Source organism: Azorhizobium sp. AG788 (assembly GCF_004364705.1).
Lineage (GTDB): Bacteria > Pseudomonadota > Alphaproteobacteria > Rhizobiales > Xanthobacteraceae > Azorhizobium > Azorhizobium caulinodans.
Genome location: NZ_SOBM01000002.1, coordinates 340,670 through 363,009, shown reverse-complemented (window position 1 = coordinate 363,009; position 22,340 = coordinate 340,670). Strand labels below are relative to the sequence as shown.

At 67.5% G+C, this 22,340-nt stretch carries 23 protein-coding genes; 9 read left to right on the top strand and 14 right to left on the bottom strand.

Annotated features, from left to right (window positions below):
* Positions 1–81 precede the first annotated feature (81 nt).
* Entirely contained in the window at positions 82–1,227 is a 1,146-nt protein-coding gene (locus DFO45_RS05690) for a DNA topoisomerase IB (RefSeq protein WP_133864124.1), read from the bottom strand.
* On the bottom strand, positions 1,224–1,763 hold the full coding sequence (locus tag DFO45_RS05685; protein WP_133864123.1) for a DUF4142 domain-containing protein: 540 nt from the start codon (positions 1,761–1,763) through the stop codon (positions 1,224–1,226). Before DFO45_RS05685 ends, DFO45_RS05690 begins: the two co-directional genes overlap by 4 nt.
* Positions 1,764–1,912: 149 nt before the next feature.
* Here DFO45_RS05685 and DFO45_RS05680 point away from each other — a divergent pair, with 149 nt between their 5' ends.
* A complete protein-coding gene (locus DFO45_RS05680) occupies positions 1,913–2,230 on the top strand; it encodes a hypothetical protein (RefSeq protein WP_133864122.1) in 318 nt (105 codons plus the stop codon).
* Positions 2,231–2,242: 12 nt separating this feature from the next.
* On the opposite strand, the gene DFO45_RS05675 is transcribed toward DFO45_RS05680, so the two are convergent.
* The 3 genes from DFO45_RS05675 to DFO45_RS05665 form a co-directional block, all read right to left on the bottom strand.
* Complete coding sequence (locus tag DFO45_RS05675; protein ID WP_133864121.1) at positions 2,243–2,626, bottom strand: response regulator; 384 nt, start codon at positions 2,624–2,626, stop codon at positions 2,243–2,245.
* A gap of 104 nt (positions 2,627–2,730) precedes the next feature.
* Positions 2,731–3,384 carry a response regulator transcription factor gene (locus DFO45_RS05670; RefSeq protein WP_133864120.1) on the bottom strand — a complete coding sequence of 218 codons (654 nt, stop codon included), beginning with the start codon at positions 3,382–3,384 and terminating at the stop codon, positions 2,731–2,733.
* Positions 3,384–4,850, bottom strand: coding sequence for an ATP-binding protein (locus DFO45_RS05665; RefSeq protein ID WP_133864119.1), 1,467 nt, complete (start codon positions 4,848–4,850; stop codon positions 3,384–3,386). The genes DFO45_RS05670 and DFO45_RS05665 overlap by 1 nt, the downstream gene beginning before the upstream one ends.
* 290 nt (positions 4,851–5,140) lie before the next feature.
* Between DFO45_RS05665 and DFO45_RS05660 the strand changes: the two genes are divergently transcribed.
* Positions 5,141–5,905 (top strand): AraC family transcriptional regulator, encoded by a 765-nt coding sequence (locus DFO45_RS05660; protein WP_133864118.1) that lies wholly within the window; start codon positions 5,141–5,143, stop codon positions 5,903–5,905.
* A 58-nt stretch (positions 5,906–5,963) separates the two neighbouring features.
* On the opposite strand, the gene DFO45_RS05655 is transcribed toward DFO45_RS05660, so the two are convergent.
* The 6 genes from DFO45_RS05655 to DFO45_RS05630 form a co-directional block, all read right to left on the bottom strand.
* The gene (locus DFO45_RS05655; RefSeq protein WP_133864117.1) at positions 5,964–6,785 is read right to left on the bottom strand and encodes an ABC transporter permease; all 822 of its coding nucleotides are present in this window, start codon (positions 6,783–6,785) and stop codon (positions 5,964–5,966) included.
* Positions 6,782–7,972, bottom strand: coding sequence for an ABC transporter substrate-binding protein (locus DFO45_RS05650; protein WP_133864116.1), 1,191 nt, complete (start codon positions 7,970–7,972; stop codon positions 6,782–6,784). Before DFO45_RS05650 ends, DFO45_RS05655 begins: the two co-directional genes overlap by 4 nt.
* A gap of 11 nt (positions 7,973–7,983) precedes the next feature.
* Positions 7,984–8,751: an ABC transporter ATP-binding protein gene (locus DFO45_RS05645; RefSeq protein WP_133864115.1), complete on the bottom strand. Its 768-nt coding sequence runs from the start codon at positions 8,749–8,751 to the stop codon at positions 7,984–7,986.
* A complete protein-coding gene (locus DFO45_RS05640) occupies positions 8,748–9,836 on the bottom strand; it encodes an acyl-CoA dehydrogenase family protein (RefSeq protein WP_133864114.1) in 1,089 nt (362 codons plus the stop codon). The genes DFO45_RS05645 and DFO45_RS05640 overlap by 4 nt, the downstream gene beginning before the upstream one ends.
* Positions 9,833–10,405: a carboxymuconolactone decarboxylase family protein gene (locus DFO45_RS05635; RefSeq protein ID WP_133864113.1), complete on the bottom strand. Its 573-nt coding sequence runs from the start codon at positions 10,403–10,405 to the stop codon at positions 9,833–9,835. Before DFO45_RS05635 ends, DFO45_RS05640 begins: the two co-directional genes overlap by 4 nt.
* Before the next feature lie 122 nt (positions 10,406–10,527).
* A complete protein-coding gene (locus DFO45_RS05630) occupies positions 10,528–11,349 on the bottom strand; it encodes an IclR family transcriptional regulator (protein WP_133864112.1) in 822 nt (273 codons plus the stop codon).
* A 108-nt stretch (positions 11,350–11,457) separates the two neighbouring features.
* Here DFO45_RS05630 and DFO45_RS05625 point away from each other — a divergent pair, with 108 nt between their 5' ends.
* From DFO45_RS05625 to DFO45_RS05600, 6 genes are all read left to right on the top strand, one after another.
* Positions 11,458–12,771 (top strand): MFS transporter, encoded by a 1,314-nt coding sequence (locus tag DFO45_RS05625; protein ID WP_133864111.1) that lies wholly within the window; start codon positions 11,458–11,460, stop codon positions 12,769–12,771.
* Positions 12,771–13,952 (top strand): L-rhamnonate dehydratase, encoded by a 1,182-nt coding sequence (gene rhmD / locus DFO45_RS05620; protein ID WP_012170798.1) that lies wholly within the window; start codon positions 12,771–12,773, stop codon positions 13,950–13,952. Before DFO45_RS05625 ends, rhmD begins: the two co-directional genes overlap by 1 nt.
* Before the next feature lie 15 nt (positions 13,953–13,967).
* Positions 13,968–14,822, top strand: coding sequence for a fumarylacetoacetate hydrolase family protein (locus tag DFO45_RS05615; protein ID WP_133864110.1), 855 nt, complete (start codon positions 13,968–13,970; stop codon positions 14,820–14,822).
* Positions 14,822–15,571 carry an SDR family NAD(P)-dependent oxidoreductase gene (locus DFO45_RS05610; protein WP_012170796.1) on the top strand — a complete coding sequence of 250 codons (750 nt, stop codon included), beginning with the start codon at positions 14,822–14,824 and terminating at the stop codon, positions 15,569–15,571. Before DFO45_RS05615 ends, DFO45_RS05610 begins: the two co-directional genes overlap by 1 nt.
* 108 nt (positions 15,572–15,679) lie before the next feature.
* Positions 15,680–16,987 carry an MFS transporter gene (locus tag DFO45_RS05605; protein WP_133864415.1) on the top strand — a complete coding sequence of 436 codons (1,308 nt, stop codon included), beginning with the start codon at positions 15,680–15,682 and terminating at the stop codon, positions 16,985–16,987.
* Between the two features lie 118 nt (positions 16,988–17,105).
* The gene (locus tag DFO45_RS05600) at positions 17,106–18,254 is read left to right on the top strand and encodes an alpha-hydroxy acid oxidase (RefSeq protein ID WP_133864109.1); all 1,149 of its coding nucleotides are present in this window, start codon (positions 17,106–17,108) and stop codon (positions 18,252–18,254) included.
* Between the two features lie 10 nt (positions 18,255–18,264).
* Here DFO45_RS05600 and DFO45_RS05595 read toward each other — a convergent pair whose 3' ends face one another.
* Positions 18,265–18,891: a LysE family translocator gene (locus DFO45_RS05595; protein WP_133864108.1), complete on the bottom strand. Its 627-nt coding sequence runs from the start codon at positions 18,889–18,891 to the stop codon at positions 18,265–18,267.
* Positions 18,892–18,957: 66 nt separating this feature from the next.
* Positions 18,958–20,814, bottom strand: coding sequence for an AI-2E family transporter (locus tag DFO45_RS05590; RefSeq protein WP_133864107.1), 1,857 nt, complete (start codon positions 20,812–20,814; stop codon positions 18,958–18,960).
* Between the two features lie 194 nt (positions 20,815–21,008).
* Here DFO45_RS05590 and DFO45_RS05585 point away from each other — a divergent pair, with 194 nt between their 5' ends.
* The gene (locus DFO45_RS05585; protein WP_133864106.1) at positions 21,009–21,803 is read left to right on the top strand and encodes an MBL fold metallo-hydrolase; all 795 of its coding nucleotides are present in this window, start codon (positions 21,009–21,011) and stop codon (positions 21,801–21,803) included.
* 81 nt (positions 21,804–21,884) lie between these two features.
* On the opposite strand, the gene DFO45_RS05580 is transcribed toward DFO45_RS05585, so the two are convergent.
* A complete protein-coding gene (locus DFO45_RS05580) occupies positions 21,885–22,325 on the bottom strand; it encodes a YqaA family protein (RefSeq protein ID WP_133864105.1) in 441 nt (146 codons plus the stop codon).
* Positions 22,326–22,340: the final 15 nt, after the last annotated feature.

The window sequence follows — 22,340 nt, the reverse complement described above, 5'->3', positions numbered from 1 at the left end:
TATGGGGCAAACGGTCCGTGGTGGATCAGGTTCCGGTCAGCCGTTACATTGGCTGGACTTGTGATTTTCTCGGTCGGACCTTTATGGCGAGGCTCGAGGCGCGTCCTTGAGCGTCACGCTCGCCCCGGCACCGCAGCTCTCGCGGATCAGTTCGGCCAGGATGCCGGCCCGGCGGATGGGCGAGCGGCAACGCTTCAGGGTTGCGGCGAAGCGGGACAGGGTGCCGTCCTCGAAGGCGGCGACCACGGCCGGCATCACATAGCTCTTGCGGCATATGGCGGGCGTGTTGTTCAGCGTCTCCGCGGCCACTCGGATGGCCGCGACCACCTGCGCATTGCGCGCGCGGGCGCTGGACGCGGGCTCCGCACGGGCGAGGATGTCGAGGACGCTCGCTGATGCCACAAGCGTTCGGAAATCCTTGAGCGAGACCGGAACGCTCGCGACCTCCTTGAGATAAGCGTTCACATCGCCCGCCCGCACGGTCCGAACGGCTCGGGCGTCGTCTCGGTACTGGAACAGCCGCCGGCCGGGCAGGGCGGAGAGAGACGAGACGATCGTGATGAAACGGGGATCGGTGATCTGGCAGACGGTTCGCCGGCCTCCCTTCGCTCGGAAACTCAGGATGAGCTGCCCCTCCTCCCTGCGGAGATTGGACTTCAGGAGGGTCGCCGCCCCGCGGGTGCCGCGGGCTCGGGCATAGCCTTCCTCCCCGGCGCGGATGGCGGTGAGGGTCACGAGTTCCACCACGGCCGAGAGGGCGAAGGTCCGCGAACCGGGCGGTGAGCCGAGGTCCCGCGCCACCGCCCGCCGGATGGTGGACAGGGCTTCGGCGAAGCGCGCGAGGCGCTCCGCCTTGCACCGCTCACGCACCAGTTCCCAGCGAGGATGGTAGCGATACTGGAGGCGGCCGGCTGCGTCATAGCCGACCGCCTGAAGATGAGCCCTGGGATCATCCGCGTAACGCACCTGCGTATGCGCCGGAGGAACGGCGAGCGACGCGAGGCGGGCCCGCGTCGGCTCGTCGGTGATGAGCCTGCCCGACGCATCGAAATAGCAGTAACCGCGCCCCGCCTTGCGCCGGGTGAGCCGCAGGGCTGACTGGTCGACCAGTACGAGACCCGCCGCCCGCGCCATCTCCTTCACGATGGCCGGGCGCGGCCGCTTCGTTCCGCCCGATCGGGCGCGGCGGGACGGGGCGACGGGGCCGCTATAGTCGAGCGGTTTCACTTGTTGAGGTCGTCCGCGACCTGCAGGTGGTGCTCCAGCGCGGGCAGGGTCTTGCCCGCCCAGTCCTTCAGGGGCGCCGACTCCCCACCGGAGGCGTAGCGCTTGAACAGCGATACGGCGTCCTTGTGCGCGTCTTCCTGCATCTTGTGATAGGCGTCAGTAAATTCCGCGCCGTTCAGGCTGCGCAGCCGGTCGAGTTTGTCCTGATGGCTCTTGTCGAGGCTGGTCGGCAGGTTGACCTGAAGGCTCGCCGAGGAGACCAGCCCCTTCAGCTCCTGCGATGTCTTGGTGTGATCGGTGATCATCTGCTGGGCGAACGCCTTGGTGGGAGCATCTGACGTGCGTTCCACCGCGAGCTTTGCGCTCTCGATCTCGAACATGTCGCTGACGGCGGCCTGTGTCGCGAAGTCCTGCGTGGAGGGCGTGACACCGAGCGCGGCATTGACGCCGGTCTTCTCCCCGAGCGACTGGGCCATCACGGGTGCGGCGCACAGGATCGCGCCCGCTGCCACGGCAGCGGTCAGGTATTTTTTCATGGAAGCCTCCTTGGGATGTCCTAGAGGCAACGCGCGCTCGCCTGCGCTGTTCCGGCTGGCGGCCATTAATCGGGAGAGGGGAACGCCGACGCCCCGCAGGCATTCACCGGGGGAGCCGGCCGTTTCGGCCGCAAGCCGAGGACCATTCCATGACCGATGCCCAGAAGGTACGCCATGCCACGGATGCGGGGCAGACGCGGGACAAGATCCGCTATCCCGATCTCGCCGCAGCTCCCCTCGGGACTGACGACGAGGCCAGCGGAAACCGGCCGCAAAGTGCCTGGGAGCCGCCGCAGCGCGGGGACCGGATTGCCGATGGAGACCCGGCCGTCGGGGAGCTCTACAGGCCCCGGAGTGAGGAAGACAACCGCGCGCCCGCCAGCGCACCACCGAGTTGGCGAACCTGGGGCTTCATCGTCCTTGGTTTGATCGTGCTGGCCGCCGGCGCAACAGTCCTGTCGAGCTGAAACGAGGCGGTTTCAGGGGCCTGCCGGTCCGGGCCCGACGGCCTTCTCGATGCAGGCCACAATGTCGGCGCCGCTGAAGGGCTTCGGAAAGAAACCCAACGCCCCTAGCTCGGTGGCGCGGGAGCGGATGCGATCGCTGGGAAAGGCCGTCACGACTATCACCGGCACGGCGCTTCCTTCAGCGCGCAGACGGGCGAGGAGCTCCACGCCGCTCATGCCCGACATCTGCACATCGGTGATGATGCAGTCCGTGGCATGTCGGAGCGGCGACGAGAAGAAGTCCTCTGCACAGGCAAAGGTCCGGGTCTCGAAACCCAGCGACCGCATGAAACTCTCGGTCGCGAGACGGACGAACTCGTCGTCGTCGATGATCGTGATCATCGGAGAAACAGACACGTCAGCACCTCTTCGGGCGCGCTGCCGTTCGGCATGCGCACCGCATCGAGGCTCACCATAGGCCCTCGAAGGGCCCGAGGAGTATCATACACACGTTTGGCGGGTCAGGCCTTCGGCTTGCTGAGGCCCACCGCCTCCGCCATGCGCACGAGGTCGGCAAAGGAACGTGCGGCCATCTTCCGCATCACATTGCCCCGATAGATCTTCACCGTGATCTCGCTGAGCCCCACCTCCGCGGCCACCTGCTTGTTCATGAGGCCGGAGGTTACCAGCCCCATGATCTGCTTCTCGCGTTCGGTCAGGCTCTCATAGAGCGTGCGGACATGGTCGGACGCGGCCCGTTCGTCGCGGCGCGTGCGATCCATGGCGATGGCCGCCAGCACCGCGTCGAGCATGTCCTGATCGCGGAACGGCTTGGTCAGGAAATCGAGAGCGCCCGCCTTCATGGCCCGCACCGACATGGGAATATCCCCGTGTCCGGTCATGAAGATGATGGGCATGTCCACGTCCTGCCGCGTCAACTGCTGCTGGAAGTCGAGCCCGCTGACGCCGGGCAGGCGGATGTCGAGCACGAGGCAGCGGGGCGCGTCCGGCAGGGGGGCGGCGAGCATCTCGAGCGCCGAGGCGAAGAGCGCCACTTCAAGGCCAACCGAACGGAACAGGCTGGACAGGGCCTCGCGCAGACCTGCGTCGTCGTCCACCACGATCACCACAGGGGTCGGGGGCGCCGTTTCCTTGCGGGATTTCTGGACCTTCATCACGAGGCCTTCTCCTGCAGACCGGGCGCTGCCATGTCGCCGATGATCGGGAGCTGAACGGTCATGCGCAGCCCCCGCGGCTCGGCCGGCGTTGCGAGGATGCGGCCCTCATGGGCCTCCACGATGGAGCGCGAGATGGAGAGGCCGATCCCGATGCCGTCCTTCTTGGTGGTGAAGAAAGGGGTGAAAAGCGCGTTCAGCACCTGCGGCGGCGCGCCCGGTCCGCTGTCCTCCACCTCGATGAGCAGGCAGGGGGCCGGCGGCGCCCCGCCGCAGTGGACGCTGATGCGCAGCACGCGCTCCTCCTCGGGCACCGCCTGCATGGCCTGAGCGGCATTGAGGACAAGGTTGATCACCACCTGCTGAAGCTGCACCCGGTCGCCGCGCACCCGTGGCAGGTCGGGCGGGAAGGAGGGGCAGACCTTCACCCGGTTGTTCGCCAGCTCGCGCTCCAGCAGCAGCAGGCAGTCCTCGACCAGTTCACCGCCATCGAGCGGCAGATGGTCGGGCGCGTCCCGGCGCACCAGCGCGCGCAGGCGTCCCACCACGTTGCTCGCGCGCTGGGCGTTCGAGATCATGCGGCTCATGCTCAGCTGGACCTCGCCGAGATCCGGCACGTCCCGCTGCAGCCATCGCAGGCCCGCCTCGCCATTGGTCACGATGGCGGCGAGCGGCTGGTTGACCTCGTGGGCAATGGAGGTGGCGAGCTCGCCCAGCGTACTCAGGCGCGTCACATAAGCGATGTCGCTGCGCGCCTGATGGAGATCGTCCTCGGCCTGCTTGCGGGCCGTGATGTCGTGATTCGTCTCCATGATGCGCGCGGGCCGGCCCTGTGCCTCCCGCTGGAGCGACCAGCGACTGAGGCACACCACCTTGCGGCCATCGCGGGTGGTGTGGACGAGTTCCCCGTCCCACTGCCCCGTGCTTTCAAGCTCCGCCATGATGTGGTCGAGCGGGCAGGGAAAGCGGGTCCGCAGCAGTGCCTCGGTTTGCAGGCCCACCGCCTCGGAGGCGCTCCAGCCGTAGAGCTGATGCGCCCCCCGGCTCCAGTAGGTGATGACCCCGCCGAGGTCGCGCACGAAGATGGCGTCGTGCGACAGGTCGAGCAGGGCGGCCTGATCCCGCAGGGAGGCGGTGGCATCCTGGTTTCGCCGCGCGAGGAGCGTGGTGATGGCGATGGCGGCAATGGCCACCACGGCGCGCATGGTCGCCGCGAGCGTATAGGCCTCGCCGTGGGTGATGATGAAGCTCAGGACCGTGAGGAGGACGCACCCGCCGCTGACCAGAAGGAGGCCGCGGCGGTCGAGTTCGGCAGAGGCGAAAAGGACCACGGCGCCGTACAGCACGGCAATGGCCATATCCATCGGCGACAGGGTGTCGATGAGAAAGATGACGGCGCAGAGGCCGCCTATCATGAGCAGGCGCATCCAGCACTGGGACGGCCGCTCGGCCGATGACCTCGACAATATCCTCTCCCGCCCCCGCGTGACGCATCAGACATCAAAACTAGCAGCGCGCGAGGCGCCGTCTTGTCCAATACCTGTCCCGTCTTTCACGTTCTGGTAGCCGCGCGAGGCCACGCTACCGTCCGGGGCGAGGATCCGGAATATACGAAGGTATGGTCTCAACCGCCCATCTGCTGTGTCCCCGACCATGACGTAGGATGGAGGGGTGAGCGCCGTTTCCCCATGCTGATGTCACCGAGCCGCTGATCCGGCCCGAACGTGATCCACCTTCAAGCACGTGGGGTATTCGCATGTCTTTCCATGTCGCACCGTATCTCCCGGACCTCCGCGCGGGTGGGGTCATCGCACTGCTCGCCGGTGACCAGTCCGGCGCCGATGCCCTACCGCGTCCGGCGGGCGAGGAACGCGGCGATGTCCTGTCGGTGCACCTGCCCCACATGGGTCTCGTGCTGGCCATTTCCCAGGCGCGGGCGGCGGGCCAGACCCTTGTCGGTCTGGACAGCCTGCTGGCGCGTCCCGCCGACCACCGCCGCACCCTCGTGGACGACCGTGTGGTTGCGCAACTCTCTCAGGCGCTCCAGAGCGCGGAGGTGGATTCGGCCGGCGGACTCCATGCGGATGCGCTGCGCCTCGCCATCGTCGCCCGCATCCTCACTCTCGACGGCCAGTCCCATGCGCCGCAGGTGGACGAGGCTTTGCCGGCACCGGCTCCCGCGCGGGTTCGGCCCGGCCTGCCGAAGTGGCGCCTGAAGCGTGTCATGGCGCATGTGCAGGAGCGTCTCTGCGAGACGGTGACCCTCGCCGACATGGCCGCGGCGGCGGGCCTCAGCCGCATGCATTTTGCCGCCCAGTTCCGCATCGCGACGGGCCTTCGCCCGCACGAGTATCTGCTGAAGTGCCGCGTCGAGCGGGCGCAGCAGCTCATGCGCGAGAGCACCGAGCCGCTGGTCCAGATCGCGCTGTCGGTGGGTTTCCAGACGCAGGCGCATTTCACCACCGTCTTCCGGCGCTTCGCCGGCACCACCCCGCACCGCTGGCGCAGCATGCAGGGATGAGGCGTGGATGGTCCGGCCCGGCGGAGAGGGACGGACGGCGTTGGGCCGCCCTTCCCGCTCAGCCCCGTCCGGGGGCCAGACGCTCCACGAGGGCACGCGCACAGGCATCAAGGGCGAAGCCGATGATGCCGATGACGAGGATGGTGGCCATCAGCTCGGGATAGGCGAGGCGATCCCGCGTATCGAGGATGAAGTAGCCGAGCCCGGCCGAAACGCCGAGCATTTCGCAGGGAACGAGCACGATCCAGGCGATGCCGATGGCCAGCCGCACGCCGGTGAGCACATGGCCGAGAATGGCCGGCAGGATGACGCGTGACAGCGTCTCCCAACCCGTGGCCGCAAGGCTGCGGGACACCAGCAGCCATTGTGGATCGATCTGCCGCACGCCCGCCGCCGTGGCCAGCAGGATGGGCCAGACGGTGGCGAAGGCGAGCAGGAAATAGATGGGCGCGTCGCCCACCCCGAACACCATCACGGCGATGGGCATCCAGGACAGGGGCGAGATCATCCGCAGGAACTGGAAGGCCGGCGTCGTCGCCGCCTCCGCCTGCCGCGAACTGCCCACCAAGAGCCCGACCGGCACGCCCACGGCCAGCGCAATGCCAAGGCCCACCAGCACCCGCTTGAGGCTGACGAGGATGTTCAGCGGCAGGTCCGAATGCAGCAGCAGCCGCCAGAGCGCGGGCAGAGCGGTGGTGGGTGAGAACTTCTGCGCGAAGCTGCCCGGACGCGCGAGCACGTCCGAGGCCAGCCACCACAGCACCAGCAGCAGGGCGAGCCCCGCCAGACCAAGCAGCGCACGCCCGACCCGCCCACGCTTGGCTGCGGCGGCTTTCGCCACCGGCGCGGGCGGTTGGACGATCTCCGGACGCGGGTTCACGCCGAGACGACCTCGGTGCGTGTGAAGCTCTCCGGCAGGCCGAATGCGGCAAGGCCTCCGGAGTTTGCGAGCGCCGCCTTCACGAAGCGGTCGTCCACCAGATCCTTCGCCGCGAAGGCGGGATCGAGCGCATCAAGGAAGCCGCGATCGCCTTCCACCAGCGTGCCCTTGAGGCGCGTTACCAGTTCCTCGGTGTAGCTCGGGAAGGGATAGGGCTGGAAGTCGATGCGCTTCTCGCGCCAGTCCGGGTGACGGATGGCGCCGGAGGCCACATAGGAGCTCTCGTCGGCGGCCGCCGGATCCAGAACGCGCTTCAGCACTTCGAGACTGTGCGGCGTGTATTTGTTGGGATTGTCCTTGGAGAGCAGCTCAGCCGTCTCGCCCCGGTTGGCGCGGGTCCACGCCTGCGCCTTGACGATGGCGTTCACCACCTTCTGCGACCATTCCGGCCGCTCGGCCAGATCCTTCTCCTGCATGAAGACCACGCAGCAGGCGTGGTCCTTCCAGACATCGCCGGTGAAGCGCAGCACGCGGCCCACCTTCAGCACCTCCGCGGCGGCATTGAAGGGCTCGGCGACGATGTAGCCGGCGATCTGGTTGGCAGCGAGCGCGGGAACCATGTCCGACGGCGCCATGATGAGGAGGTTCACCTCATTGGCAGCCGGCGTGCCTGTCTTCTTGGAGACGGGGGTGAGACCGTTCTCCTTCAGCAGCGCCTGAAGCACCACATTGTGGATCGAGTACCAGAAGGGAATGGCGACGGTCTTGCCGCCGAGATCCTTCACCGACTGAATGTCCGGGCCAACGGAGAGGCCCGAGCCGGAGGTGTGATTCCACGCCACCACCTTGGCCGGCGCCTTGCTGCCGTAGCGCGCCCACACTGTGATGGGCGACAGCAGGTGCACCACGTTCACCTGTCCCGAGAGGAAGGCCTCCACGATCTGCGACCAACTGCGGAACAGCACCGGCTTTTCCGCCTTCAGGCCCTCGGCCTCGTAGAAGCCCTTGCCGTGCGCGACGAGGAGCGGGGTTGCGTCTGTGATCGGCAGATAGCCGACCCGCACGGGTGCATCCTTCTCCTGCGCGCGGGCAGCGCCGGCCTGCAGGAAGGGAGCGGCACCGGCGGCGGTGAGCAGCGCTGAAAGCCGCATGACATCGCGGCGCGAGAAGAAATCGTCGGTGAGCATATTGTCCCCGTTCACTGTTCGCGGATGGCGTTGCGCAGGGTGGTCAGGATCTCCACCCGCAGGGCCCCGAGTTCGGAAATGAAGGCGCCGCGCGGCTTTGGCAGGTCGATGCGCCACTGGCCGATCTCCCGGCCGGGCGCGCCGCCGAGCAGCACCACGCGGTCGGCCACCAGCAGCGCTTCGTCGATGTCGTGGGTCACGAGTACCGCGGCCGTGCCGTAATCGCGCACGACCTTCAGCAGCAGGTCCTGCATCTCGGCCCGCGTTACCTCGTCCAGCGCGCCGAAGGGCTCGTCCAGCAGCAGCACCTGCGGCTTGCGGGCGAGGCAGCGGGCGAGCGCCGCCCGCTGGGCCATGCCGCCAGAGAGCGCCGCCGGCTTGAGGCGGCGGGCGTGGCTCAAGCCCACTTCGGCGATGGCATGCTCCACCCGCGCCCGCCGCTCGGCGCGGGAGAGTTTCGGCTGGCGCTTGAAGTCGAGGCCGAAGGCGACGTTGTGCTCCAGATCGAGCCAGGGCAGCAGGCCGGGGCTCTGGAAGGCGAGGGCAAGGCGGGGATGGACGGTCGTCACCGGCGCGCCATCCATGACGATGCGCCCGCCATCGGGCGGCTGAAGACCCGCCAGCACCCGCAGTAAGCTCGACTTGCCGACGCCAGAGGGGCCGAGCAGAGCCACCACCTCACCCGCGTCGAGGCTGAGCGAAAAGTCGGCCAGAACCCGGCGCTCGGCGCCGGGATAGCGCAGGCTGATGCCGTCCGCCACGAGAGCGGGCGATGTCATGCCGCCTGCTCGCGGCGCTTGGCCAGAGCCGTCTTGAGCTGCACGAGACTGGGCGTGATGACCGGGATAAAGGCGGCCTCGCGGCTGCGGCGGGCAAAGCCCCGCCCCGGTCCGGCGAGATAGGCCTTGCCGCCCAGCGCCTGAAGCTCCAGCGCCACCGCCTCGGCCACCACTTCGGCGAGCGCGATGCGGATCTCGAACAGCGGTCCCACGTCCGCCTCGAAGGCGCGGCTGCGCAGCCCCGCAAAAAGGGCCGACTGGGCCGCTTCCAGCCGCTGCGTCGTCTCGGAGAGCGGCTGGGCGAGGATGCCGCGGCCCGCGCCGCCAGCATCCCGCGCTTCCGCAAGGGCCCGGCGCGCGAGCCCGATGGACATGCCGCATTGCAGACCGGCAAAAGCCGGCCGGACGCGCGGCAGCCATTCGCGCGCATTCACGGCGATGATGCGGTCGGCCGGGAGGCGCACGTCGGACAGACTGATGGCTGCGGTGTTGGTGCCGCGCAGGCCGATGAGTTCGAGATCGTCCGAGCGGGAGACACCGCCGTCCGTCCCGGCGAAGCTGGCAACGAAAGGCACGCCGTCCGGCCCGTCCACCGCCGCCGCCACGTGGAACCCCTGCGGCCGCAGGTTGGTCACCCAGGGCAGGGCGCCGTTCACCTTCAGGGCCGATCCGTCCGTCACCGCGGTCACCTGCAGCGGTTCCATGCCAGCAAGATGCTTCATGGCGTTGGACAGGCCCGTTGCACCCGCCTGAGTGCCGGTCAAGAGGTCCGGTAGCAACGCGTCTGCCAGCGCGAGGTTGGGGCTTTGCAGCAGATATTCGATGTAGGTCCGGTGGCCCCACAGAACGAAGGCGGCGGCGAGCGAATGGCTCGCCACCTCCGAAAGCGCCTCGAGCGCGTCGATCACCGTGCCACCCGCGCCGCCTCGGGCCTGCGGCACACCGACGGCCGGAAGCCCGGCCGCCGCAAGGCGCGGGAGCAGGTCCTGGCAGAGCGTGGCACCGGTATCGAGCGCGTCGGCCGCCTCTGTGAGCCAGCCGTCGCAGCGCGGATCGGCCAATGGGCGCGCGGGGAGGGGGCTCATTCGGCGGCCACCGGCTTGGCAGGCTCCCAGCGATAGGCGGCGAGCTGTTCATTCAGCGGCGGCTGGCCGAGGTTGTTGGCGAAGTTGCAGAGTGTCGCGAGGCTGACGCCGAGCACCACTTCCAGCGCCTGCTGGTCGCTGAAGCCGGCCGCCTTGAACGTCGCAAGGTCGGCTTCCGGCACCGCGCCACGATGGGCGATCACGGATTCGGTGAAGCGGGCCACGGCATCGAGCTTGGCATCCGGCACTTCCGCCTTGCCGCGCAGGGCGGTGATGGTTTCCGCCGGCAGATGCGCCTTCTTCTCGGCGATGGCGGTGTGGCCCGCGACGCAGAAGCCGCAGCCGTGGGTGGCGGCGGCGGTGATCTGGACCGCCTCGCGCTCGGAGAGGTTCAGCGAGGCGCGTGCGTTGATGCCGGAGACCGTCAGATAGGTTTCAAGCGCCACCGGCGCGTTGGCGAGCACGCGCAGCAGGTTGGGCAGATAGCCGTTGTTCTTCTCGGCCGTCTCGAGGAAGGGGCGGGCGGCTTCGGGGGCATCGGCAACGGTGCGCAGGGGCAGTCGGGACATGGTCTGTCTCCTCATTTCCACTGCACAGATAGATTAAATTATGGGCGGATCAAGCCCGCTGGCAGGGAGGTGAGCGGCGCGACGCCGGTCCTTATGCCGCAGCCCCGCTGAGCGCTGCTTTCCTATTGGCCCGACGGCCTGCGCCGCCAGCCAAGCTCGCCGCTGATCCGGTCCGCCGTTCCGGTCACCGTCTGCGACAGCGCCTTCATCCGGGCATCGTCCATGTAATGGGAGGCACTGGAGACGCTGATGGCGCCGACCGTGAGGCCCGAGGCATCGCGGATAGGCGCCGCCACGCAGCGCACGCGCGGCTCGTTTTCCTCCAGGTCGAAGGCGTAGCCCCAGTCGGCATAATTGCTCATGCGCCCGAGCCAGGCGGTGCGCGCCTGCTCGCGGTTCGGGCCGCGTGCGGAGCCGATCTCGAAGAAGCGCTCCCAGGTCGCCGCATCCCCGTCGAGAATCAGCGCCTTGCCAAGGCCCGTGGACCAGACCGGGTGGCGCTCACCCACGCGGGAGGAAATCTCGAAACGCCGACGTCCAGGCAGCTTGTCGAGATAGAGCGCCCAGTCGCCTTCCAGCACGCCGAGATGAACCGTGTCCTCGGTCTCGGCCGCCAGCGCTTCCAGATGCGGACGGGCGATGCGGGCGAGGGGTCGCTGGGCCCGCGCCCGTGCCCCGAGTTCCATGACCTTCGGGCCGAGCGAATAGCCCTCGCCGGGCGCAAGCCTCAGATAGCCACGCGCAGCCAGACCGCTGGCAAGACGGTGCGCCGTGCTGCGGGTGAGGCCGAGGCTCGAGGCGAGGGTGCCGAGATCGATGGGGTCGGATGCGGCGGCCTCGAGCACGTCAAGCGCGCGCATCACGGCCTGGCTGCCTGCGGGACCTGCCGCCTTGCCTTCGGGGCCGCTCTCGTCCGGACCGTTTCCAACGCTAGCAACGGACATTGACACCCTCCGAAACCTCTCCTAATCATCATCCTACATAATAAGATGACATCCCACAATATGGGATGCGCCAATCCCCCAAACTTCAGTCCCTGAGGAAACGCCATCATGGTGTCCAACCCGACGCTCGAACGGGCGGTCGCGCGCGCGCGCCTTCGCCTCGTGCCCTTTCTGCTGCTCATGTACGTGCTGGCGTTTCTTGACCGCGCGAACATCGGTTTTGCCAAGGATGCCTTCCAGGCGTCCGCCGGCATTTCGGCTGCCGCCTATGCGCTCGGCGCCGGTCTCTTCTTCCTGACCTATGCGGCTTTTGAAGTGCCCAGCAACCTGATCATGCACCGGGTCGGTGCCAAGATCTGGATGTGCCGCATCATGGTCACCTGGGGCCTCGTCTCGGCCGCCATGATGTTCACCCAAGGCGAGATGTCCTTCTATGCCCTGCGCCTGCTGCTCGGCGCGGCGGAGGCCGGCTTCTTTCCGGGCGTGATCCTCTACGTCACCTACTGGTTCCCGCAGGAAAAGCGCGGCCAGATCCTCGGCCTGTTCTATTTCGGCGCGCCCATCTCCTTCATCCTAGGCAGCCCGCTCAGCGGCCTGCTGCTGGAGTTCCACGGCGCGTGGGGCCTTGAAGGATGGCAGTGGATGTTCCTCATCGAGGGCCTGCTGGCCAGCATCGTCGGCATCTGGGCCTTCTGGTATCTCGACGACAAGCCCGCCGATGCCAAATGGCTGCCCGCCGACGAGCGCAAGGCCCTGGTGGCGGCCATCGCCACGGAGGAGAAGGCCAAGGAAAGCCACGGCCATGCCGGCCTCAAGGCGGCGTTCGCCAATCCGCGCATTCTCCACTTCGTGGTGATCTACTTCCTGATCCAGATGAGCGTGTATGGCGTCGTCTTCTACCTGCCGACGCAGGTGGCCGCGCTGCTCGGCAAGAAGGTGGGCCTTGAAGTGGGTCTCGTCGCTGCGATCCCGTGGATCTGCGCCATGGCCGCGACCTATTTCATTCCGCGCCTCGCGGACCAGACCGGCAAACACCGCAGCCTCGCGGCCCTGACCCTCGCCGTCTCGGGTGCCGGCATCGCGGTTTCCGCCGGCACACCGCCCGCCGTCGCGCTGGTCGCCCTGTGCTTCGCCGCCGCCGGCTTCATCGCCGTGCAGCCGATGTTCTGGACCTTCCCCACCCGCTATCTTGGTGGCGTGGCGGCGGCCGCCGGCATCGCCCTCGTGAACGCCATGGGCGCCCTCGGCGGCTTCTTCGCCCCCAATGTGAAGAACTGGGCCGATGCGACCTTCGGCGCCCCGGCCGGCCTCTATGTGCTCGCCGCCACCACCTTCATCGGCGTCCTCGCCATCCTGGCGCTGGGCGCAGCCCGCCAGCCCGCGGCCGGCGCCACCCCTGTGACTGCTCGAGGAGACCGTTGATGTCCGTGCCTACCATTCGTGAAGTGCGCGCCTATGTGGTGCGCGGCGGGGGCGGCGATTATCACGACCAGCAGGGCACCCACTGGATCGACGACCATATCGCAACCCCCATGTCCAAGTATCCGGCCTATCGCCAGAGCCGGCGCACCTTCGGCATCAACGTGCTCGGCACGCTGGTGGTCGAGGTGGAGGCCTCCGACGGCACGGTCGGCTTCGCGGTGACCACCGGCGGCGAGCCCGCCGCCTGGATCGTCGAGAAGCACCTCGCCCGCTTCATCGAAGGCGCCAAGATCACCGACATCGAGCTGATGTGGGACCAGATGTACCGCTCGACGCTCTATTATGGGCGCAAGGGTCTGGTGGTGAACACCATCTCGGGCGTGGACCTGGCGCTCTGGGACCTGCTCGCCAAGTGGCGCAAGGAGCCGGTGTACCACCTGCTCGGTGGCGCGGTGCGCGACGAACTCCAGTTCTATGCCACAGGCGCCCGGCCCGATCTCGCCAAGGAGATGGGCTTCATCGGCGGCAAGATGGCCCTGCACCATGGTCCGGCAGAGGGCGAGGAGGGGCTTCGCAAGAACCTCGACATCCTCAACGACATGCGGAACAAGGTCGGCAAGGACTTCTGGCTCATGCAGGACTGCTGGATGGCGCTGGATGTGGAATATGCCACGCGCTTCTCCACCATCGCCTGGAACGAGATGGGCCTGAAGTGGACCGAGGAAGCCCTGCCGCCGGATGATTACTGGGGCTATGCGGCGCTCAAGAAGAACGCGCCGAAGGGCCACCTCATCACCACCGGCGAGCACGAGGCCACCCGCTGGGGCTTCAAGATGCTGCTGGACATGGAATGCTGCGACATCATCCAGCCGGACGTGGGCTGGTGCGGCGGCATCACCGAGCTCATCAAGATCACGGCGCTCGCGGATGCGGCCGGCGTGCTCGTGGTGCCGCACGGCTCCTCGGTCTACAGCTATCACTTCGTCATCACCCGGCATAACAGCCCGTTTGCCGAGTTCCTGATGATGCACCCGGTGCCGGATCAGGTGGTGCCCATGTTCACCCCGCTCCTGCTCGACGAGCCCGTGCCGGTGAACGGCCGCCTGAAGCTCGACGACACCCCCGGCTTCGGCGTGCGCCTGAACCCCGAGTGCAAGCTCTCGCGCCCCTACACCCACTGAGGCGGATGAAATTCCATGAAGCTTCTGCGTTACGGCCCCGCGGGCCAGGAAAAGCCCGGCCTCCTCGATGAGGCCGGCAAGATCCGCGACCTGTCGGGCGTCATTCCCGATCTCACCGGTGAGGCCATCACCCCCGAGGGGCTGGCCAAGCTGAAGGCGCTCGACGTGTCGTCCCTGCCGGTGGTGGAGGGCACGCCGCGTCATGGCGCGCCGGTTGCCAACGTGGCCAAGTTCATCGCCATCGGCCTGAACTTCACCGACCATGCGGCGGAATCGAACCTGCCGATCCCGTCCGAGCCGGTGGTCTTCATGAAGGCCACCTCCTGCATCCAGGGTCCGAACGACGCCGTGGTAATCCCGCGCGGCTCGAAGAAGACCGACTGGGAAGTGGAACTCGGCATCGTCATCGGCAAGCGCGCCTCCTACGTCTCGAAGGACGAGGCGCTCGATCACGTGGCCGGCTACGTCCTCATCAATGACGTGTCCGAGCGCGAGTACCAGATCGAGCGCGGCGGCACCTGGGACAAGGGCAAGGGCTGCGACACCTTCGGCCCCATCGGCCCGTGGCTCGTCACCTCCGACGAGGTGGGCGACGTGCAGCAGCTCGGCATGTGGCTGGACGTGAACGGCCAGCGCCGCCAGACCGGCAACACCGCCACCATGATCTTCGATGTGAAGACCATCGTGAGCTACCTGTCGGAATTCATGACCCTGCTGCCGGGCGACATCATCACCACCGGCACCCCTCCGGGCGTCGGCATGGGCATCAAGCCCGAGGCGGTCTATCTCCAGGCCGGCGACGTCATTGAGCTGGGTATCGACAAGCTCGGCCGTCAGAAGCAGACCTGCGTCGCCTGGGAGAAGAAGTAATGGTTGATAGCACTCGCTTTTCGGGCCGCGTCGCGGTCGTCACCGGCGGTGCGGCCGGCATCGGCCTCGCCATCGCCCAGCGCATCATCGCCGAGGGTGGCAAGGTGGCGATCTGGGATCGCGATCCCGCCGCCATCGAGACCGCCAAGGCCGGGCTCGGCGCCAACGCCATCGGCGTCGCCCTCGACGTGTCCGACTGGCCGGCGGTGGAAGCCGCCGCCAAGACGGTGGCCGACACCTTCGGGCAGATCGACATCCTGGTCGCGAGCGCCGGCATCACCGGCCCCAACACCACCACCTGGACCTATCCGGTCGAGGACTGGCGCAAGGTGATCGACATCAACCTCAACGGCGTCTTCTACTGCGACAAGGCCGTGGTGCCTTACATGCTGGAGAAGGACTACGGGCGCATCGTCAACATCGCCTCCATCGCCGGCAAGGAAGGCAATCCGAACGCCCCGGCCTACAGCGCCTCCAAGGCGGGCGTGATCGGCCTCACCAAGTCGCTCGGCAAGGAGCTGGCGAAGAACAAGATCACGGTGAACTGCGTTACCCCCGCAGCGGTGCGCACCGCCATCTTCGACCAGATGACCCAGGCGCACATCGACTTCATGCTGTCGAAGATCCCGATGGGCCGCTTCGGCCAGATCGAGGAAGTCGCGGCGCTGGTGTGCTGGCTCGCCTCGGAAGAATGCTCCTTCTCCACCGGCGGCGTCTTCGACGTCTCGGGCGGCCGCGCCACATACTGAGCACCGACCCTTCTGGTGCCCTTTGTCGCTGGCGGACGTGTTTCCGCCGGCGACCAATAAAAAACGCCAATATTCATGCTGGGAGAAACGGCCATGCCATCCATCGCCATGGATGCATCTGCTGCCGACGGCGAAGCCATGCGCAAGCGCATCGCTTCCAAGCTGCGCTGGCGGATCGTCTTTTACTGCTTCGTCCTGTTCATCGTGAATTACCTCGACCGTGTGAACGTAGGCTTTGCCGCCACGCACATGAACAAGGATCTCGGGCTTTCGGCGACCGCCTACGGGTTCGGCGCCGGCGTCTTCTTCCTCGGCTACATCGCCTTCGAGATCCCCAGCAACATGATGATGCACAAGGTGGGCGCCCGCATCTGGATCGCCCGCATCATGGTGACGTGGGGCCTCATCTCCTGTGCCATGGCCTTCATCCAGGGCGAGACCAGCTTTTATATCCTTCGCTTCCTGCTGGGCGCTGCGGAGGCCGGCTTCGTGCCCGGCATCCTGCTCTATCTGACCTACTGGTTCCCGGCCCGCGACCGCGCCAAGGCGACCGCCGGCTTCATGACGGCCACCGTCCTGTCGACCGTGATCGGCGCCCCCATCTCCGGCTGGATCCTCGCCACCGTGCCCAACTGGCACGGGCTCGCCAACTGGCAGTGGCTCTTCATCCTCGAGGGCCTGCCGGCGGTGATCCTCGGTGTCTTCACCTTCTTCTATCTCGTGGACCGTCCGCAGGATGGCCGCTGGCTGGACGAAGCGGAACGCAAGTGGCTCATCGCCGAACTGGAGCGCGAGAACCGGGAGGTCGCCAACACCGGCGCGCACGAATATGGCGCGATCTTCCGCGATCCGCGTGTGTGGCTGCTCACCCTCATCTACATGTTCAACGCCATGGCGGTGTATGGCGTGGTGCTCTGGCTGCCGCAGATCGTGCGTTCCATCGGCGGGTTGTCCGACATCCAGACGGGCTTTGTCACCGCCGTGCCCTTCGTCTTCGCCGCCATCGGCCTCGTGCTGGTGGCCCGCAGTTCGGACCGCACCGGCGAGCGCAAGTGGCACACGGCTCTCGCGGCGCTCTTCGGCGGCCTGTTTCTCGCGGCGAGTGCCGTGGCGCCGACTCCGCTGGTCGGGCTGATGCTGATCAGCGCGGCTGCCTTCGGTGTGTGGGCGGTGCTGGGCGTATTCTGGTCGCTGCCGACGCAGTTCCTCACCGGCGCTGCCGCTGCGGCGGGGCTGGCCGCCATCAACGGCTTTGCCCAGATCGGCGGCTTCGCCGGTCCCTATCTCGTGGGCTGGATCAAGGACACCACCCAGAGCTTCACGCCGGCCCTGCTGACGCTGGCCGCCGGCCCGGTGATCGCCGCCATCCTCTGCCTCGCCATTAAGGTGAAGGCCCCGGCCGGCCGGGGCCGATAGGCCGAAGGAGGAAGCGCCTGCGGCAGCGCCGGCGCTTCCGTTGCCGGCTCGCCGGGTCTAAGAGCTTCGACGCGCGCGCCATCCGGTGCGCGCGTTTTGCGTTTCGATGAGGCCTGCCGTGGCGCCCGTCACCAATATTGCCGATCTGCGCGACATCGCGCGCCGCCGCATTCCGCGTTCCATGTTCGAATACGCCCAGCGCGGCTCCTATGACGAGCGCACGCTCGCGGCCAATTACGCCGAACTCGATGCGCTCCGCCTGCGCCAGCGTGTGATGGTGGACGTCTCGAAGCGCAATGTTACGACCACCTTCCTGGGACAGGACGTCACCATCCCGGTGGGCATCGCGCCCACTGGCCTCACCGGGCTGTTCCACGCCGATGGCGAGATCCTCGGCGCGCGGGCCGCGCAGGCGTTCGGCGTGCCCTTCACGCTCAGCACCATGTCCATCTGCTCCATCGAGGATGTGGCGGGGGCCGTGGAAAAGCCCTTCTGGTTCCAGCTCTATGTGATGCGGGACCGGGCCTTCACCCAGTCGCTGGTGGAGCGGGCGCGGACCGCCGGTTGTCCGGTGCTGGTGCTGACGCTGGACCTTGCGGCTCACGGCCAGCGCCACCGGGACATCAAGAACGGCCTCAGCGTGCCGCCGCGCCTCACCCTCGCCAATGCGCTCGACATCGCCACCAAGCCCGGCTGGGCGCTGAACGTGTTGCGCGGCCAGCGCCGCAGCTTCGGCAATCTTCAGGGCTGGATGCCAGCGGGCAAGAATCTCAACGCCATGGCCCAGTGGGTGGCCCAGCAGTTCGACCCTTCGCTGAGCTGGAAGGATGTGGCCTGGATCCGGAGCCTGTGGCCCGGCAAGCTGGTGCTGAAGGGCATCCTTGATCCCGAGGACGCCCGCATCGCCGCCGACCATGGCGCGGATGCCATCGTCGTGTCGAACCATGGCGGACGCCAGCTTGACAGCGCTCCCGCCAGCATCAGCGTGCTGCCGGAGATCGCCTCGGCGGTGGGCTCGCGCACGGAAATCCTGCTCGATGGTGGCATTCGCACCGGGCAGGACGTGCTCAAGGCGCTGGCGCTCGGCGCGCGCGGCTGCCTGATCGGCCGCTCGTGGCTTTATGGCCTCGCCGCCGGAGGGCAGGGGGGCGTGACGCAGGTGCTTGAAATCCTGCGCAAGGAACTCGACACCAGCATGGCCCTCGCCGGCCTCACGGACGTGCGCAGCGTCACTCCCGCCGCGCTCCACACGCCGCGCCGGGTCTGAGCCGCCGCCTTTAGGCCGCGGCCTTGCGCCAACCGGCGGCGAGCAGGCCGGCCCCCATCAATAACCCGCCCCCGACGCGATTGATGGCGCGCCGGGCGGTAACGCTGGCGAACCGTGCGCGGGCCGACGCCGCGAGCCAGCCATAGAGCGCGGCATTGAGGGCAGCGAGCGTGACGAAGGTCAGCTCCATTACCGCCACCTGCGGCAGCAGCGGCGCTGATGCCTCGATAAACTGCGGCACGAAGGCGACGAAGAAGACGATGCTCTTCGGGTTCAGCGCCGTCACCGCGAAGGCGTGGAAGCCGATGCGCGCCAGCCGATCGTTCTGCACGGGCGCGGCCACAAGCGGCTGCACCGGTGCACGCCAGAGCTTGATGCCGAGATAGACGAGATAGGCGCCGCCGATCCAGCGGAGCCCCGTGAAGAGCGCCGCGGAGGCGGCCAGTACCGCCCCGAGACCCAGCATCGACGCGGTCATGGCCGTCAGGTCGCCGAGCGCGACGCCGGCGACGATGGCGGCCGCCGGACGGCGGCCATGACCGAGCGCATAGGAGATGACGAGCAGGATCGTCGGACCGGGAATGGCGAGAAGAATGGCCGACGCCAGTGCGAACGCGGCCCATGTCTCAAGTGTCATTGTTGCCTCCCGTTGGAGGCCTAGCCATCCACAGGGCGGCGTACGCCGCAAGCCCTGCCGGTCGCGTCAGCTCGCTGCCGCGCTCCGTTCAAGGCGGGGCAGGGTCTTGTCCGGCGGAGACGGCGGCACCAGCCGACGCGCCGCGGACAGCGCGTCGCACATGCGCGCCGAAACCGGATCGCCATGCTCCTCCAGGCTGTTGCGCAGGCTGCGGTCGTCCGAAAGTCCCCACGCGCCCAGCAGGATCACCGCATGCGGCAGGCGGCGGCGCAGGCGCCGGACTGCGTAGCGGAGCAGCGCGGTGCTGTTGCTGTCCATGGCGGAGACGAGGATCATCGCCGCCTGCGTGGCATCAAGGCTGATGAGGCTCGCCCGCTGGAGCCGGCTCGGCCCCTCCACCTGAGCGGTCAGGCCGTTGGCGCCCAGCACCATGGCGGCGAGCATGGCCGCCGCTTCATCAAGGCCGGTGCGCGCGCCGATGCACAGGATGGGCCGATCGGCCGTCGGTGTGCTCTCGGTCGCGGCGACAGCCTCGTCCTCGCCGGGGCCGAGCGTATAGACGAGTTCCTGCACGCTGAGCCTTATCCGCTCGATACGCTCCAGATCGAGGGCCCCGCGCTCGAAATCGGCCTGCGCGAGACGCAGCGCGGGCAGGGCGACCTCGTCCACATAGGCGCACAAAGCGTGGTCTTTCAGGAAATCCTCCGCCGTGCCTGACGCCTCGACCGGGTCCCCGGCCAGCATGCGCTGGTAGAACAGTTCCGGTGCGCTCAGGGGCGGACTGTCACCCAGCATCACGTCAAGAAATTCGAGCTGGTCCACATGCCGGCCCAGCACCACGAGGCACAGCGTCAGCGGTGTTGCGAGCACAAGGCCGATGGGCCCCCAGAGCCAGGTCCAGAAGGTGGCGGAGGCGATGACGGCGACGGGCGAGAGCCCGGTGCTGCGTCCGTAGAGGAGCGGCTCGATGATGTGCCCCACCACGGGCTCCACCACCGCGAACAGGACGATGCACCACAGCACCATGGACCAGCCAGGATCCACCGCCAGTGCGAGCGCGGAGGGCAACAGCGCCGCGATGATCGCGCCGATGTAGGGCACAAAGCGCAGGACGGCGGCGAGCAGCCCCCACAGCATGGCACTCGGCACGCCGATGAGGCCGAGCCCGAGCCCGATGACACAGCCGAACCCCGCATTGAGCACCACCTGCGTCAGCAGGAAACGCGAGAGACGGGCTCCCGCATCATCCAGCGCCGCCGTCGTGCGCTGGATGTCATGCGCCCCGGCCAGACGGATGAAGCGGTTCCTCAGGTCCTCCCGCTGGAGAAGGATGAAGATGAGGAAGATGAAGATGATGCCGGTGGTCGCCAACGGATGTAGCAGCGGCTCGCCCAGCGAGCGCAACATGGCGAGCGTGCCGAGTTCCGGCGCCCGTATTTCCACCGGGATGGGGCGCTGGACCGCAGCGGCGGCATCGAGCTGGAGCTTCGGCTGCGGGTCGGGCCGGTCGAGCTCGCTCGAGAGGTCCTGGAGCATGCCCGCCACGCGCTCCATGGTGGCCGAGCCCGACGCCGTGCTTTTCAGATCCCGGATCTTGTCGCGTACGTTCGCCTGATAGTGCGGTAGATCACTGGCCAACTGTCCGACCTGCGTGGCGACGACCGCGCCGAGGGCGAGAAGTCCGATGAACGTGAGCATGACGACGCCGGCCACCCCCAACGTGCGCGGGATGCGGAGCCGGCGCAGCACCAGCAGAACGGGAGAAAGAACGAAGCTGAGCAGCACGGCCAGGGCGACGGGCACGAACACCTCGCGCCCGATGTAGACCACCGCGATGAGCGCGAGCGCGCCAAGAAAAACCAGCGTGCGGCTTTCCCGGTGAACCGGCCTCGTGACACGGGCGAGGCCCGGATCGTTGAACATTCTCTCTCACCCCCGCCAGGGCACCGCGCGAACGGGACGCCCGTTTCGCGTGCTCAACGCTGCGTTAAGCAAAATGTTGCGGGCGCCTGCCGCCCCGCCGCAGCTTTCGGCGGAGGGAGGGGAAGGCTTGGAGAATCCCCTGACACGGCCTAAGGGTCGAAAGGCCGCGCGAAGGCGGTGCAGGCGGGCTTCCCATGACGCTCAAATTCACCATTCTGGGCTGTGGCTCTTCCGGCGGCGTTCCCCGCGTGGGGCAGGGCTGGGGCGCCTGCGATCCGAACGAGCCACGCAACCGCCGCCGCCGCTGCTCCCTGCTTGTCCAACGCACCGGCCCCGACGGCGTGACCACCGTGCTCGTCGACGCCTCCCCGGATCTGCGCGAACAGTTGCTGGACGTGGGCGTCACCCATGTGGATGCCCTTCTCATCACCCATGAGCATGCCGACCACACCCACGGCATCGACGACGTGCGCCCGCTGGTCATCCACAACCGCCGCCGCATGGACGTGTATATGGACGAGGAGACCGCCCGCGCCATGCATGCGCGCTTCGGCTACTGCTTCGTGACGCCGCCGGGCAGCAACTATCCGCCCATCCTCACCGAGCACCGTTTCCATGAGGGCCGCGAGATCACCGTGACGGGGCAGGGCGGTCCCATCACTGCCTTGCCGTTCCGCCAGCACCATGGCGACATCGATTCGTTCGGCTTCAGATTTGGTGGCGTTGCCTATTCAAGCGACGTCAGCGCTTTTCCGCAAAACAGTCTGAAAGCCTTGGAGAATCTTGACGTCTGGATTCTTGATGCACTGCGTGAAACGCCCCACCCAAGCCATTTCAGCCTTTCGGAGGCGCTGGAGCATGAGGAGCGCATGCGCCCTGCCCGCACCATCCTCACGAACCTCCATACCGATCTGGACTATGGGAAGCTGAAGGCACGCCTGCCGGAACGCATCATTCCCGCGTTCGACGGAATGATTTTCGAGGCCTGATTCCACCGCTTCTCCACATGAGAAGATGGAACCAACCATCTGCTCGCGCAGCAGATTTTCGGCGCATCCTCACGCTCCACATCACGTGAAGAGATTGAGCGTGAGTGCCGTCAGAATCAGGTAGCGCGCAACCTTGGCGATGCCCACCAGAAGCAGGAAACTGGCAAGCGGCTCCCGGAGCACGCCCGCCACCACGGTCAGCGGATCGCCCACCACCGGAGCCCAACTCAGCAGCAGCGACCACTTGCCATAGCGGCGATACCAGCGCTGCGCGCGATCAAGCGCCTTGCCATCTGCGGGAAACCATTTGCTATCGCGATAGCGCTCGATCCCGCGCCCAAGCATCCAATTGGTGAGCGACCCCAGCACATTGCCGGCGCTCGCCGCGGCCACCAGTGCCCACCACGGCCGATCGCCGGTCAGAAGCAGGGCCACGAGCGCCGCCTCCGATTGCAGCGGCAGGATGGTCGCGGCGATGAAGGCGGTGACAAACAGCCCGCCATAGATCGCGAGCCCGGTCATAAGCGCGCCGGCAGG